Source organism: Methylobacterium isbiliense, assembly GCF_022179325.1.
Taxonomy (GTDB): Bacteria; Pseudomonadota; Alphaproteobacteria; order Rhizobiales; family Beijerinckiaceae; genus Methylobacterium; species Methylobacterium isbiliense.
Genome location: NZ_BPQQ01000061.1, coordinates 19,091 through 32,703, shown reverse-complemented (window position 1 = coordinate 32,703; position 13,613 = coordinate 19,091). Strand labels below are relative to the sequence as shown.

The window sequence follows — 13,613 nt, the reverse complement described above, 5'->3', positions numbered from 1 at the left end:
GCTGGCGCGCTCGACGCTGGCAGCCAGCTGCAGGATCTCGGCTTCCGTGAACCCTTCGGCCGGGACCACCTGGGTGACCGCCGGCTTGCCCTCGGTGAGCGTGCCGGTCTTGTCGACCACCAGCGTGGTGATCTTCTCCATGCGCTCGAGCGCCTCGGCGTTCTTGATCAGCACGCCGGCCTGGGCGCCGCGGCCAACGCCCACCATGATCGACATCGGCGTGGCCAGTCCGAGGGCGCACGGGCAGGCGATGATCAACACCGCCACCGCGGCCAGCAGGCCGTAGGTGAAGCGCGGCTCGGGGCCGACCGCGAACCAGGCGATGAACGCCAGTGCGGCGACTGCCATGACCACCGGCACGAACCAGCCGGCCACCTGATCGGCCAGCCGCTGGATCGGCGCGCGGCTCCGTTGAGCCTCGGCGACCAGTTGGACGATGCGCGCCAGCATGGTGTCGCGGCCGACGTTTTTGGCCTCGATCACCAGGGCGCCGCTCTGGTTGAGGGTGCCACCGATCACGGCGGCCCCGACATCCTTGCTGACCGGCATCGCCTCGCCAGTGACCAGCGCCTCGTCCACTGACGAACGGCCCTCGATCACGGTGCCGTCGACCGGGACCTTTTCACCGGGGCGCACGCGCAGGCGATCCCCAACCTGGACGGCGTCGAGGCCGATCTCCTCCTCGCTGCCGTCAGCTCGGATCCGGCGAGCGGTCTTCGGGGCGAGATCGAGCAAGGCGCGCAGGGCGCCGCTGGTGCTTTCGCGGGCGCGCAGCTCCAGCACCTGGCCCAAGAGCACCAGCACGGTGATCACCGCCGCGGCCTCGAAGTAGGCTGGCACGGCGCCGTCATGGCCGCGCAGCTCGGCCGGGAACACCCCCGGCGCCACGGTGGCCACCACGCTGTAGAGCCAGGCCACGCCGGTGCCGAGGGCGATCAGCGTGAACATGTTGAGGTTGCGGCTCTTCACCGACGCCCAGCCGCGTTCGAAGAACGGCCAGCCGGCCCACAGCACCACCGGCGTGGCCAGCACCAGCTGCAGCCAGTTGCTGTTCTGCTGGCCGAGGCGATCAACCAGGCCAGTCAGGTGACCGCCCATTTCCAGCGCGAACACCGGCAGCGTCAGCACCAGGCCGATCCAGAACCGCCGGGTCATGTCGACCAGCTCGGTGCTCGGGCCGGTGTCGGCGCTGACCAGCAGCGGCTCCAGTGCCATGCCGCAGATCGGGCAGGATCCGGGACCGACCTGGCGAACTTCGGGGTGCATCGGGCAGGTATAGATCGTGCCCTCGGGCACGGGTTCGGCCTTCGCAGTGGCACTGGCCGGGTCGAGGTAGCGCGCCGGGTCGGCCGTGAACTTCGCCTGGCAGCCGGCCGAGCAGAAGTAGTAGGGGCGCCCGTTGTGTTGGGCGCGATGCTTGGCCGTGTGCGGGTCGACCGTCATCCCGCAGACCGGGTCCTTGACGGTCCCCTCGGCCGCCGGGCCGGCGTGGTCATGCGCATGATGATGGTCATGACCGTGAGGAGCGTGGTCGTGGGCTGCCGGCACCGCCTTGCCATGCTCCCCGCAGCAGCTGTGACCATGTTCGGCAGGCGCCGCAGCCTGATCGGCGGTCGTCGCCTTGCGCGTTCCACCGCAGCAGCTGGCGGCGTTGGCAGTCTGATCCTGCGGGCGGTCGTGGGCGTGGTCGGTCATGGCGGGGTCCTGTCGTGATCCTCTTGCCAGGCAGCCTGCACCTTCCCATCATGGGAAGGTCAACAGGGAAAGGGCAGGGACGATGAACATCGGGCAGGCGGCGCAAGCCTCAGGCGTGTCGGCCAAGATGATCCGCTACTACGAGAGCATCGGCTTGGTGCCGCCGGTGGGCCGTCGCACCAGCGGCTACCGCGATTACGGCCCGGCCGACCTACATCGCCTCGGGTTCATCCGCCGCGCCCGCGACCTTGGGTTTTCGATTGAGCGCATCCGGCTCCTCTTGGATCTGTGGAGCGATCAGAGCCGCAGTAACGCTGAGGTGAAGGCGGTCGCGCTGACCCACATCAAAGAACTCGAGGAACGGGCCCGGCAGCTGCAGGAGATGGCGGACAGCCTGCGCACCCTGGCCGAAGCCTGTGACGGCGACGGGCGGCCGGACTGCCCGATCATCCAGAGCCTGGAGACCGGCGAGGCGCCAACCTGCCAAGGAGAACACCCCGCGTGGCACTGACCGGATCCGCCGAGCGCTACTGGTTGCCCTCCTTCTTAGCGTGCTTGTCGAGCCAGGCGGTCAGCTCCTTGATGCTCTTCTCCTGTTCCTCAATGGTTTTCTCGGCGAGGCGCTTGCTCTCGGCATTGTCCGCGCCCTTCAGACCGGCACGCGCCATGTCGATTGCACCCTGATGGTGCGGGATCATCGCGCAGATCCAGGCCACGTCGGCATCACCGGCCATCATGCCCTGCATCATCGGGCCGTTCATGCTCATCATGGCCTGGTGTAGGCCCTTCTGGGTTTCCGACATCTGACCGGACATGCCTTGCATGCTCTGGGACATCTGGTTTTGCATGTCCCTCATCATGCTCTCCTTTCCACCGGCCTGAGCCGCAGCTTTACAGGCTTCGGGCAGCTTCACAGCGCTCTGGGTGTCGTGCGCATGCTGCTGGGCGAAGGCAGGGGTGGCGAGCGCGGCCCCGCTGATCAGTGCGGCAATGAACAGGGATTTCATGAGTGACTCCTTCTTTCGACCGACAAACCGAGGGAAAAGGTGCTCAGGCCGCCATCGTGCGGCAGCTCTCGGCGCAGCGCCGGCAGGTCTCGACGCAATCCTGCATGTCGCCGACCTGCTCACAGCTTTTGGCGCAGGCCTCACATACGTCGGCGCAGGCCCGGCAGGTGTGCTTGTGCTCGGGCAGCCCGATCAGCATGAAATGCGCGCTGGTCCGGCAGATCTCGGCGCACGCCATCATCAGCCGGAAGTGCTCCGGCTGGACGTGCTTACCGCCGGCTGGCAGACAATGATTTGACGCCATGCCCAGGCAGGTCTGGTAGCAACGCAAGCATTCCTCGATGCAATGTTGCATCTCACTTGACATCTGATGCATAATATTTCTCCCTTTTCATGCATACCATAGACCTAACAGACAAATATAAAGCCCCGTCGCAGCGCATAACACTGGACGAAATCATAATTTCAGCTCAGAATGCCAACTATCTAGCCCGTCGTTGGTTCAAATTTTTCCTTTCTCCTGCTGTGCTTCGGCATTCGACATCGGTGGCTACATTCCGGCTCCGACTAGGCAGCAGTTATGGAATGGTTGAGTTTGTATTGACTCGTCACCAGGGGCGCTTGCAGCTTACTATCGGTATCAAGCGCTGGTTCAGCGCGCGAGAGAGCGTGATTTATTTCTCCAAAGCGCGATCTGGCATCAGACCAGCTTTGAACAAAATCGAACAGTTCACGTAACGCAGGGGCTATCTCTTTATAGGCTGCTAGGGCGGCGACGAGCGCGCCGAGCGTCAGGCGCTCTTGGACGACAAGGTAGCCGCCGATTGAGAAGAAGAAGAATGGCGTTAGGTTGGAGGTGAAATTGTAAAGGCCTTTGAGCAGGCCTTTGAGGTCATTGATCTCGTTGCGGACCAGTTCAAGAATTTCAACTTGTCTCATTTGCTTGCTCAGAGCGAGGGAGGCCTGCTCGCCGTGCAAAATTGGTGCTTCTAAGCTTGCTGAGGCATGGCTGGTCGCAGTGAGGGATCCTCCCAGCGCCCGCGTCGCATGAACTCGCTCACGCACCTTCGCATTCAAGCGTCGCTGCAGACGCGGCAGAATGGCCACCTGCACTGGCAGCATGATGAGGGCAGCGAGCGCCAGAGCGGCGTTCTGAAGAAAGAGGAATACGATGCTAGTCGCCAGTGTGCCGCCTTGTACGAGCGGCACCGCGACGAGGGCGCTACCGAAATAACCGACCGGCTCGACTTCATGCATAGCGACTGCAGACAGCGTCGCGCGACGGCCAGGCGACAGCTCCCTCTGCGCGCGCTTGAGGACGGCCAAGCGCAAGCGGCGCACGAGACGTTCGTTCACACGGCCGCGCGCGCGGTTGACCTGAAGCTTCAGCAGGAAGCTCGCCGTCAGGACAGCAAGGTAGCCGCCGCACAGAAATAGCAGGAGTTCCAGACGCCCAACCCGGAGCCCCAGGATTGTCATCTCCGGATAGCCGTCGCCATTGGTGTCAGTCAGGGCGTGGTTGATGATATGCTTGGGAATTTCCAGCAGGAACCACGCCGCTGGCAGCGTCATCAGGGAAAGAAGGATGAGACGAACCTGGAAGCGGCAGGTCGCTTTGAGTACATAGCGCTCGAGGCCTTGACCGTGGGCACCATGTGCGGCGACCGTCACGACGGCAGCACTGGGTTCAGGTGGTGCGCCCACGCGCATCGTCGACGTAGGCCGCTCACCATGAAGCTGCAGGCCTAGCGCGCGCAGACCGAAGCGCACCAGGAGCCACACCGTCCACGTCGGCGCGACGACGAAGACCAGCGCGGCCATCAGATCCATCCACCAGTGATCGTGGGGATAGTCGAGGCCGGCGATTTGATGAACTAGGTCGTGGAGCCAGACTGGCGTAAACAAGAGCCCTCTCTGTTTATGATGTGAGCGGGTTTGTTGTTTTGGTTGTGTTACAAAGAAGGCCCGCCGAAGCGGGCCTCCAGTTTCATTTGCCGTTCTTCTTCAGCCAAGCCTGCATCTCGGCAATTTCTTTTACTTGATCTTCAATGATCTTCTGAGCCATCGCCTTGGTCTTGGGGTCCTTGGCGTGCTTGAGCGCCACCTTGGCCATGTCGATGGCACCCTGGTGGTGCGGGATCATGTGCGTGCGGAAGTCGATGTCGGCATTGCCGGTGTAGGCCACGTGCATGGCGTGCATCATCGCCATATCGGCCTTCTTGAAATCCTGGGTCGACGGCGGGTCGTTCGGGGCCGGCATCATGTCGGCGATCATCTTCTGCATCTCGGCCTGATGCGCATCGCTCGCCTCGTTGGCGGTGGGCTGATGTGCGCCGTGGGTGTGAGCGCTCTGCGCCAGGGCAGCGCCAGAGAGGCCGGTGGTGAGCAGTGCAGCGGCCAGCAGGGTGCGGGCGATGATCATAAGCTTTATTCCTTTGCTTCTTTTGGTTTAGTTGAATTTTCCACTGGCGGTCGTGCCGTCGGGCGCCGTGAGCTGCACCGCGCCCTTGGGCGCGGCACCCAGGGCCACCTCGGCCGTGCCGGTCAGTTTCTGGGCGTCGGCGGGCGCAAGCGTGATGCGCGCGGGCTTGCCGTTCACCACCAGGATCGCGATGCCCTTGAACCCGGTGGCGGGTAGGGGCTTCTCGCTGTTGTCGAGCACATAGACGTCGAGGGTCTTGTCCTTGGCGACCATCTCGACGTGGTACTTGCCAGCATCGGTCACCCGGCCGCCGAACTTGCCGGCAACCTCGTGAGCCTGAACCGGCAGGGTCATCAGCAGGCTTCCAACGACGGCGACCCTCCAGAACACCATGAGATTTCTCCTTCCTTGTTGCTTTGTCAGGGGCTCAGAACGCCTCCCGCGGCGGCGCGTGCGCGCCGGGCGAGGCAGCCTGAACAGGGGACGAGCGCAGGCGCTCAAGCGGCTTGCGGCCGAACCGGAGGAACAGGATTGGCGTCAGGAACGTGTCGAGCAGTGTGGCGCTGATCAGACCGCCAAAGATCGTCACCGCGACCGGGTGCAGGATCTCCTTGCCCGGTGACGCTGCATCGTAGAGCAGCGGCACCAGCGCGACACCGGCGGACAGCGCCGTCATCAGCACCGGGGTCAGCCGCTCCAGGCTGCCGCGGATCACCAGATCGCGGCCGAACGGCACGTCCTCGTGCAGCGCCAGGTTCAGGTAGTGACTGATCTTCAAGATGCCGTTCCGGGCGGCGATGCCGGTCAGCGTGATGAACCCGATCATCGAGGCGACGCTGAGCGGCTGGCCGACCAGCCACAGCGCTGCCACGGAGCCGATCAGCGCGAGCGGCACATTGCCCATGATGATCAGCGCCAGGGCGGCTGAGCGGTAGCGGCTGTAGAGAATGGCGAAGATCAGCGCGAGCGACAGCGCCGACAGGGCGGCGATGGTCTGGGTGGCCTCCTCCTGGGCCTGGAAGGTGCCCTCCAGGCTGGTGAAGAACCCGGGCGGCAGCTTTTCGTCGGCGATCGCCTGGCGAATGGCCGTCACGATCGTGGCCATATCGCTCTCACCGTTGGTGTTGGCCTGCACGACCAGCCGCCGGCGTGAGTTCTCGCGCAGGATCTGGTTGGGGCCATCGGTCTCGCGGATGTCGGCGACCTGGCGGGCCGGCACCCAGCCGGAGGGAGTTTCCAGCAGGAGATCGCCCAGGCCAGCGGTGGTGCGCTGATCCTCCGGCAGGCGGATCAGCACGTCGAAGCGGCGCACGCCATCGACCACCGTCGAGATTACCCGCCCATTGGACAGGCGGCTCAGCTGCTCGACCACCGCGGAGGGCTGCACGCCGTAGAGGGCCGCGCGGGTGTAGTCGACGCGGATCTCCAGCTGCGGGATGCGCACCTGCTTCTCGATCTGCAGGTCGACTAGGCCCGGGATCTGCCGCATCCTCTCCTGGAGGCTGCCCGCGATGCGGCGCAGCGCATCCAAGTCCTCGCCGAAGATCTTGAGGGCGATCTCGGCACGCACGCCCGAGAGCATGTGGTCGAGCCGGTGCGAGATCGGCTGCCCGACATTGACGCTGACCGGCAGCACCGCCAGACGCTGGCGCAGGTCGGCGACGATGGCGTCCTTCGGCCGGCCTTCGCCGGCTTTCAGCTCGACCTCGATTTCCGAGGAGTGCACCCCTTCAGCGTGCTCATCGAGCTCGGCCCGGCCGGTGCGCCGGCCGACGGCCGCCACCTCGGGGATTTGCTGCAGCAGCTTCTCGGCGATCAGACCGACCCGGTTGCTCTCGGCCAGCGAGATACCCGGGTTGAAGGTCATGTTGACGGTAAAGCTGCCCTCGTTGAACGGCGGCAGGAACGCCCGCGGCAGCTGCCAGGCGGCAATGCCAGCGCCGAGAACCGCGAGGGCGACCGTGCTGACCAGCAGACGCTGATGGCGGAATGCCACCCTGAGCAGCGCGGCGTTGCCGCGCTTGAGCAGCTTGAGAAACCGGCTGTCATGCTCTTCAAGGTTTTTCAGGCCCGGCAGCAGCCAGGCGGCCAGCACCGGGGTCAACGTGATCGAGGTGACGAGGCTGGCCAGGATCGAGATGATGTAGGCCTGCCCGAGGGGGGCGAAGAGGCGGCCCTCGATGCCCGACAGGGCGAACAGAGGCACGAACACCAGGATGATGATCAGCGTCGCGTAGACGATGCCGGATCGCACCTCATTGGAGGCCTCCACTACCACTTGGAACACGCTCTTCGGGTTGCCGGCCTTTCTGTTCTCGCCGAGACGCCGGAAGATGTTCTCGACGTCGACCACGGCGTCGTCGACCAGTTCGCCGATGGCGATGGCCAAGCCGCCCAGGGTCATCGTGTTGATCGACAGCCCGAACAGGCGGAAGACCACCGCCGTAGTTAGGATCGAGACCGGAATTGCGAGCAGCGAGATCGCCGTGGTGCGCACGTTCAGGAGGAACGCGAACAGCACCACGGCCACCACGACGATGGCCTCCAGCAGCACCCGCTCGACGTTGGCGATCGAGGTCTCGATGAAGTTGGCCTGCCGGAACAGGATCTGATCGGCCTTGATGCCGTTCGGCAACGTCCGAGTGATCTCGCCTAACGCCTGTTCAATGGTGTGGGACAGTTTGACGGTGTCGACGTCGGGCTGCTTCTCGACTGAGACGATCACCGCCGGCTTGCCGAGATAGCCGGCATCGCCGCGCTTAACCTTGGCCGAGAACGACACCTCGGCGATCTGCCGGAGGTAGACCGGGGCGTTGTTGACGGTGGTGACGACCACGTTGCGCAGGTCGTCGAGGCTCATCGTGCGGCCGATGTTCCGGATCAGGTACTCGCGGGCGTACTGGTCGGTAAACCCGCCACCGGTGTTGGTGCCGAACTGGGTGAGTGCGGTTTCCAGCTGGGCATTGGTCACGCCGAGCGTGCGCATAGCCGCCGGGTTGGGCGCAACGCGGAACTGGCGCACCTCACCGCCGATCGGAATGACCTGCGCGACGCCCGGAATGGTCAGCAGGCGCGGCCGGATCACGAAGTCGGCGGCCTCGCGCACCTCCATCGGACTGGCTTTGTCGCTCGTTACCGCAACCAGCAGGATCTGGCCCATGATCGAGGAGATCGGCCCCATCACCGGAGTCACCCCGCGCGGCAGCTGGTCCTGGACGAGGCTCAGACGCTCGGCGATCTGCTGGCGGTTGCGGTAGATGTCGGTGCCCCAGTCGAACTCGACGTAGACGATCGACAGCCCGACGCCCGAGACGGACCGCACGCGGGTAACACCCGGCAGCCCGTTCATTCGGGTTTCTATGGGGTAAGTGACCAATTGCTCGACTTCGGGCGGGGCGTAGCCCTCTGCCTCGGTCATGATGGTCACTGTCGGCCGGTTGAGGTCCGGAAAGACGTCGACCGGCAGTTTGGTGATGCTGAACGCGCCATAGAGCACCAGCACACCGGTCAGGGCGAGCACCAGAAGGCGGTTCTTCAGAGACTGGCTGACGAGGAACGTGAACATGGATTTCTCCTCGCTTCGCCTCAGCGCACTTGGTCCAGGAGCTCGGCGCCCTGGGTGACCACGCGCTTGCCCGCACCAACGCCAGCGGCGATCAGCACGCGATTGCCGTCCAACGGCTCGACGCGGACCTGACGGGCTTCAAAGCGCTCAGCGGTGGTGTGCTCGTAGACGACGTCCTGACCGTTGCCGGTGCGGACCACGGCGGCTCGCGGCAGCGCAAGGCCTTGCAGCTCGGTGTCGGTGCCAGCGAGCACGGTGACGAACTGGCCGACCCGCAGGCCGCTGGTGTCACCCGCAATCGCGAACTGGACCGGGATAGCCTGGTTGCGGTCGGCGAGGCCTGCGCCCTGGTAGGTCAGCTGCAACGTGCGGCCGTCTGCCAGGCGTGCCGTGGCGTTCTCGGCGCTGCCGAGGGCATCGAAGCTCAACGCCTCGACCCAGAGGCTTTTCGGATCGACGATCTGGAAGACCATCTGGCCTGGGTTGGCCATCTGGCCGGCCACGGCCGAAGCCTCGGCGATCACACCGCTGACCGGCGCGACCAGCGCCTCCGGTTCGGCGCGGAGCTTGTCCAGTGCGCTCCGGCGGTCGCGCAATCCCCTCAGCTCGTCCAGGGCCTCTTCGAGCTGCACCTGGGCGACGGCGCCGCTGACGGTGAGCTTCTGGTAGCGCTCGACCCGGCGCTGGACGATGGCGATCTGCTGATCGAGCTCGCCCTGGCGCTGGCGCATGTCAGAGACGTCGACCCGTTGCACCGGCGGAGTCACGTAGGCGAGCACGTCGCTCTTCTTCACGGGGGTGCCGAGCCGCGGGAAGATGCCCGATGGCGGCGGCGACAGACGCCCTCCAACCGAAGACTGGACCACGCCGCTGGCATTGGGGTTGGCGATGATCCGGCCTGGCAGACCGATGGTGCGGCGGTAGCTGCCAGCGGCAGTCATCACCGTGCGCAGCTCGAGGAGCCGCTGGGTCGGCTTGGGCACGAACACGCTGCCGTCCGGCAGACGTTGCGCCAAGTCGGTCGTTGCCGTGGCACCGGGGGAGTTGGGCGGGATCAGCGCGGCCTTGCTTTCGGGGCGGCCATGGTCCTCGTCACCGTGGGCGAAGGCGCTGGCGCTCAGCAGCACGGTGGCGGTCACGACAAGCACAGCAATCACTGGCACGCGCCGACGACCGCGTGCCACCAGCACCACCAGAATGCCGAGCAGAAAGCTGCCGGCGGAGACGGTGAGCAGCACCGGATCCTGCCGAGCCAAACGCTCCCTGATGCCTTGCGTGACCACCGGCACGGCTTGGCTGAGCGTCGCGCTGATGGTCTGCGCCGTGCCCACCTGCACCGGGGCGTTGCTGGCGGCCAAGTCGGGAATGGTGAGGGTCAGCGGCAGCACGTCGGCATCGCTGCCGACGGAGACCGTGACCATCAGGTCGTACTGACCGGGCTTGCTGAGCCAGGGCGCCGGCAGCTGGTAGCTGCCGTCGGTCGCGGCCGTGGCGTTGGCCGACCCGGTGGGGGTCTCGATGGTCAGTGTGGCGCCATGCACCGGCTCGTCGGTTTCGAAGCGGTCGAGATAGAGGATCAGCGTGCCGTCTTTAGGCACAGCGACCAGCTCGAACGCTGCCGACGCGGCTTCACCGCGCGGCGCAATGGTTTTGGAAACCGGCGGTGGGGGCGCGCCGTGGTCGTGCCCCTCGTGGGCGTATGCAGGGCCTGCCAAGAGGGCCAGCGTCACGGCCAGCGCACGCAGCACGGCCGTTATGTGGGAGAACATGGGTCAGATCTTTCGCCGGTGGACGCAAGCGTCCACGCACGCGCAGCGGCGCGTCAGCACCGCCCCAAGCGTGAGGACGCGGGTTTCAGGCGAGCGATCTGGGAGGTTTGGGCAGAGCTTCGCGGGCGACGCCAGCCAGGAACGGCTCAGCGGTCGCGATTAGACGGGTGGCAACCGTCTGTAGTGGGAGGACTGCAGCAGCGGCTGGCAGCATCGCCCCGGGCACACAGCAGGCCCCGCCCATCGAGCAACAGACGCCGTTGCAGGGACGCTGTCCCGGCACCTGGGCGCGCGGCGACGCAGCGCTCAGCAACCGGTCGGCGGGTGTCGCCACCACGGCCTGGGTCATGGTGCGGGCGACGGCCTGCACGGCCTTGGCAGAGACTGCGACCGGGGCCGACGCCGTATGCTGGACGGCCGCGGCTGGCGCACTGTGGTAATGGGCATGGCCCTCGTGCGCCTGGGCCACCGACGCGCCAAACACCGCGGCGATCATCACGATCACCACGGCCATCAGACGCGCGAGAGGCCGAGGCAGGCTCATACGCTTAGGCTACCACATTCATCCACCTGCAGAAACAATTCTGCACGCTTTGGGCACAACCCGTGTCGCTGGATATGGTTTCGGGGGTGAGAGCACGCAAGGCAGCGTTGGGTCCATAAAGCCGGTGCCGATACGGCGCAGCAGGGTCAGCGAAGCTCTCACCAGCAGGTCTCCTGTCCGGCCTCTTACCATTGCTCCGGCCATCCCATCAAACCGGGCAAGGCGGCTGAAGGTGCGATGACTGGGTCGTCTCGAGTTGGATCAATCCCGACGTGCCGGCCAGGGTTGCGATAGCCGAGGAGGCCATTTCGCCAGCCCGCAACCAGGACATCGTGCGCTCGGAGCGCTGCGCCAGCAGGGCCGGCGCAGCCGCAATCTCATGAGCCGCCCGGATCGGCTCAGTAGCCCCAGTGGTGATGCCGGCGGTGGTGATGGTGGTGGTGGCCCCAGCCGTAGTAGCTCGGCCGGTAATAATGATGGTGGTGCCCCCAGTGATGGTGGCCCCAGCCACGATGGTGGTGGTGATGACCCCAGCCATGATGATGGTGACGATGTCCCCACCACTGCACCTGCTGCACGGTCTCAGGTGCGCCTTGGGCGGCAAGGCCGACGGAAGCCCCGAGCGGCATGGCCTGGGCGGCGCCGGCGGACACCGCGGCGGCGAGGGCGAGGGCGGACAAGAACGGAAGGGTGCGCTTCAGCATGACAGTCTCCTGAACCCGGTGCAGGTTCCTCAAGCGTGACAGGTCATTACCGGCGTGAGCCGGCTTACAGGACCCGCAGGTTCCTGCGCCCGAAGCTGGGCGACGTATTGGCTCATCGCCGTTGCTAGGCACGACCTGGAGGTGCTCTCACGATGACTTGAGAAGCCACTCCACCGATGTGATAGAACGCACTCTGAGACTCGCTGGATGAGTATTTGCTGAACGACGGCTTGCGCCTGTGCCTCTTTGCCCCCAGCTTGGGTAAACCCCCGAACACGATGGGGCTGCAAGGTAGGTGCTGTAAAAATCTGGATTTGACCCGTCAGACAGTGTCTGCCTTGGTCGCGATCAACGGCGTCTATCAGCGTCCCTCGCCAGCGAGCCCCGCCCTCAAGCCCGGCGCCTGCGGCGCCCCGCTGCGCGGCTATGGGGCTTGACCGCAGGGCTCAGCCGAGACGGCACATGCATGCCGTCTCGGCCCTACTCCAGCACTTCGGGACCAGAGCTGATCGACATCAAATCGGACACTGTCCGTCAGGTCCAATCCAGCTTCCTGCACCGGAGCCGAGGTGCAGCGCCCGCTCGCTACCGTCGTCATCGGCGGCCTGATCAGTGCGACGCTGCTCACGCTGGTCGTCCTGCCGGCGCTCTACGCCCGCTTCGGCACGACGGAAGCCGCCGCTCACGACACCGCTGCCTCCGAGCGCCTCGCCCACCCGCGCCTGCGGCCAGCGGCCGAATAGGAGGGGCCATCATGATGCTCCGCCTTACCCCCCTCACCGTAGGGGCCATGCTCGCCGTCGGTCCGACGCAGGCCGACCACCGCCCGCTGAAGCGCGCCCTACAGCAGGCTGGCTGCATTGCACGTAACACCAGCTTGGTCCTGCGCGACGGCGCGCGGTCCATCTACGGTCAGACCTGCCTCTGCCAATCCCCTGACCGGGTGTTGGTGGTCTGCACTGGCCGCATCTGCCTGCCCGACGATCCGGACCATCACAGCGCGGACGACGAGACCTCATGATCCGGCCGATCGGACTCGCCATTGTTCTGGGCGCAGGCTGCGCGTTCAGCGCCGCCGGCCAGACCGATAAAATCGTTGGCGTGGGCGCCGTGCCCTGTGCGCAGTTCAGCGCCGAGGTCGCCCGCACACCCACGGCGGAGCGGGATTTTCTGGCGTGGACGCAGGGGTTCATGAGTGGCGCGCTGATCCGCTCGCCGCCCGGTGTCGATGAGGGGCTCGACCTCACGCCGCCCGGGTTCCCGCTGCCGCGGCAGGCCGAGTTCCTGCGCAGCTACTGCCAGGCGCATCCCGAGCGGGACTTCATGGACGCGGTGCACGCGCTCTACCGCACCCTGCGCGCACCACCGACGTAACCCATGCCGGAGCGCAACCCCTGACAAGGCCCGCCAAGTCCACGGCTGGTGAGCGAGCTGTTCATACTGCGTTCATCGCTTGCGTCTGCCCGGACAATCCAGTCTGGTCCGGCCCGAAAAGGCAGCACGTTTCAGGCGAACCATTTAATCCCTGCGGCGTTTTCAGCCCCAACAGGCGTCATGCCGAACGAGACTGGAGACAAACATGGCGAAGAAGCTCGTCCTCACTGGTTTTGCTGCGGCGCTGCTGTTCACGCCGGCCGCAGCCATGGCCCAGCACATCAACGTTGGTCCGGGTGGCGTGCGTGTGCATGGAGACGGTCATCATCACCATCACGAGCACCGCGTGATTGAGCGCCATCATCATCACGACGACCTCGACCATACCGGCAGCGTCCGGGTCGAGCGTCATCATCACCATGGCGACTTCCACCACCACGACGACGACGAATAAGCCCTACCGCTGCATCCGCTAGGCAGCAGGCGGAACCATCCACCAAGCTGGGCCGTTCCAGGCCGCCGTGGGGGTCGTC

Annotated in this window: 14 protein-coding genes and 1 pseudogene; 5 read left to right on the top strand and 10 right to left on the bottom strand. The window is 65.5% G+C overall.

All coding sequences use genetic code 11. The annotated features are described in order from the left end of the window. The coding region (locus tag MFF61_RS24170) for a heavy metal translocating P-type ATPase (protein WP_283206032.1) at window positions 1-1,695 on the bottom strand (1,695 nt) is incomplete at its 3' end. 82 nt (window positions 1,696-1,777) lie between these two features. Here MFF61_RS24170 and cueR point away from each other — a divergent pair. Further along, window positions 1,778-2,206, top strand: coding sequence for a Cu(I)-responsive transcriptional regulator (gene cueR, locus MFF61_RS24165; RefSeq protein ID WP_238240081.1), 429 nt, complete (start codon window positions 1,778-1,780; stop codon window positions 2,204-2,206). Window positions 2,207-2,222: 16 nt separating this feature from the next. Here cueR and MFF61_RS24160 read toward each other — a convergent pair whose 3' ends face one another. The 9 genes from MFF61_RS24160 to MFF61_RS24120 form a co-directional block, all read right to left on the bottom strand. Beyond that, entirely contained in the window at window positions 2,223-2,702 is a 480-nt protein-coding gene (locus tag MFF61_RS24160) for a DUF305 domain-containing protein (RefSeq protein ID WP_238240080.1), read from the bottom strand. Window positions 2,703-2,745: 43 nt separating this feature from the next. Beyond that, window positions 2,746-3,078, bottom strand: a complete 333-nt coding sequence (locus tag MFF61_RS24155) for a four-helix bundle copper-binding protein (protein WP_238240079.1) — start codon at window positions 3,076-3,078, stop codon at window positions 2,746-2,748. Between the two features lie 191 nt (window positions 3,079-3,269). Beyond that, the gene (locus MFF61_RS24150) at window positions 3,270-4,523 is read right to left on the bottom strand and encodes a 6TM ABC transporter family protein (RefSeq protein ID WP_238240077.1); all 1,254 of its coding nucleotides are present in this window, start codon (window positions 4,521-4,523) and stop codon (window positions 3,270-3,272) included. 166 nt (window positions 4,524-4,689) lie between these two features. Continuing rightward, complete coding sequence (gene copM / locus MFF61_RS24145; RefSeq protein ID WP_238240075.1) at window positions 4,690-5,124, bottom strand: CopM family metallochaperone; 435 nt, start codon at window positions 5,122-5,124, stop codon at window positions 4,690-4,692. A 27-nt stretch (window positions 5,125-5,151) separates the two neighbouring features. After that, entirely contained in the window at window positions 5,152-5,517 is a 366-nt protein-coding gene (locus MFF61_RS24140; protein ID WP_238240073.1) for a hypothetical protein, read from the bottom strand. A 34-nt stretch (window positions 5,518-5,551) separates the two neighbouring features. Beyond that, window positions 5,552-8,689 carry an efflux RND transporter permease subunit gene (locus tag MFF61_RS24135; RefSeq protein WP_238240071.1) on the bottom strand — a complete coding sequence of 1,046 codons (3,138 nt, stop codon included), beginning with the start codon at window positions 8,687-8,689 and terminating at the stop codon, window positions 5,552-5,554. A gap of 20 nt (window positions 8,690-8,709) precedes the next feature. Then, window positions 8,710-10,458 (bottom strand): efflux RND transporter periplasmic adaptor subunit, encoded by a 1,749-nt coding sequence (locus tag MFF61_RS24130; RefSeq protein ID WP_238240069.1) that lies wholly within the window; start codon window positions 10,456-10,458, stop codon window positions 8,710-8,712. Window positions 10,459-10,543: 85 nt separating this feature from the next. Further along, window positions 10,544-10,972: a hypothetical protein gene (locus MFF61_RS24125; protein WP_238240068.1), complete on the bottom strand. Its 429-nt coding sequence runs from the start codon at window positions 10,970-10,972 to the stop codon at window positions 10,544-10,546. A gap of 428 nt (window positions 10,973-11,400) precedes the next feature. Beyond that, window positions 11,401-11,706: a hypothetical protein gene (locus MFF61_RS24120; RefSeq protein ID WP_238240065.1), complete on the bottom strand. Its 306-nt coding sequence runs from the start codon at window positions 11,704-11,706 to the stop codon at window positions 11,401-11,403. Window positions 11,707-12,254: 548 nt separating this feature from the next. Between MFF61_RS24120 and MFF61_RS24115 the strand changes: the two are divergent. The 4 genes and pseudogenes from MFF61_RS24115 to MFF61_RS24100 all read left to right on the top strand — a co-directional run. Then, window positions 12,255-12,449, top strand: a pseudogene (locus tag MFF61_RS24115) (efflux RND transporter permease subunit); the annotation flags it as partial. 11 nt (window positions 12,450-12,460) lie between these two features. Beyond that, window positions 12,461-12,727, top strand: a complete 267-nt coding sequence (locus tag MFF61_RS24110; RefSeq protein ID WP_238240064.1) for a hypothetical protein — start codon at window positions 12,461-12,463, stop codon at window positions 12,725-12,727. Further along, complete coding sequence (locus MFF61_RS24105) at window positions 12,724-13,080, top strand: hypothetical protein (RefSeq protein WP_238240063.1); 357 nt, start codon at window positions 12,724-12,726, stop codon at window positions 13,078-13,080. Before MFF61_RS24110 ends, MFF61_RS24105 begins: the two co-directional genes overlap by 4 nt. A 205-nt stretch (window positions 13,081-13,285) precedes the next feature. Next, window positions 13,286-13,534, top strand: coding sequence for a hypothetical protein (locus MFF61_RS24100; RefSeq protein ID WP_238240062.1), 249 nt, complete (start codon window positions 13,286-13,288; stop codon window positions 13,532-13,534). Window positions 13,535-13,613: the final 79 nt, after the last annotated feature.

Coding starts and splice junctions, on each gene's coding strand:
- MFF61_RS24125 (WP_238240068.1), bottom strand. CDS start 10,972: ATGGCCGTGGTGATCGTGATGATCGCCGCGGTGTTTGGCGCGTCGGTG.
- MFF61_RS24120 (WP_238240065.1), bottom strand. CDS start 11,706: ATGCTGAAGCGCACCCTTCCGTTCTTGTCCGCCCTCGCCCTCGCCGCC.
- MFF61_RS24160 (WP_238240080.1), bottom strand. CDS start 2,702: ATGAAATCCCTGTTCATTGCCGCACTGATCAGCGGGGCCGCGCTCGCC.
- MFF61_RS24135 (WP_238240071.1), bottom strand. CDS start 8,689: ATGTTCACGTTCCTCGTCAGCCAGTCTCTGAAGAACCGCCTTCTGGTG.
- MFF61_RS24105 (WP_238240063.1), top strand. CDS start 12,724: ATGATCCGGCCGATCGGACTCGCCATTGTTCTGGGCGCAGGCTGCGCG.
- MFF61_RS24100 (WP_238240062.1), top strand. CDS start 13,286: ATGGCGAAGAAGCTCGTCCTCACTGGTTTTGCTGCGGCGCTGCTGTTC.
- MFF61_RS24150 (WP_238240077.1), bottom strand. CDS start 4,523: ATGGCCGCGCTGGTCTTCGTCGTCGCGCCGACGTGGACGGTGTGGCTC.
- MFF61_RS24110 (WP_238240064.1), top strand. CDS start 12,461: ATGATGCTCCGCCTTACCCCCCTCACCGTAGGGGCCATGCTCGCCGTC.
- MFF61_RS24155 (WP_238240079.1), bottom strand. CDS start 3,078: ATGCATCAGATGTCAAGTGAGATGCAACATTGCATCGAGGAATGCTTG.
- cueR (WP_238240081.1), top strand. CDS start 1,778: ATGAACATCGGGCAGGCGGCGCAAGCCTCAGGCGTGTCGGCCAAGATG.
- MFF61_RS24140 (WP_238240073.1), bottom strand. CDS start 5,517: ATGGTGTTCTGGAGGGTCGCCGTCGTTGGAAGCCTGCTGATGACCCTG.
- copM (WP_238240075.1), bottom strand. CDS start 5,124: ATGATCATCGCCCGCACCCTGCTGGCCGCTGCACTGCTCACCACCGGC.
- MFF61_RS24130 (WP_238240069.1), bottom strand. CDS start 10,458: ATGTTCTCCCACATAACGGCCGTGCTGCGTGCGCTGGCCGTGACGCTG.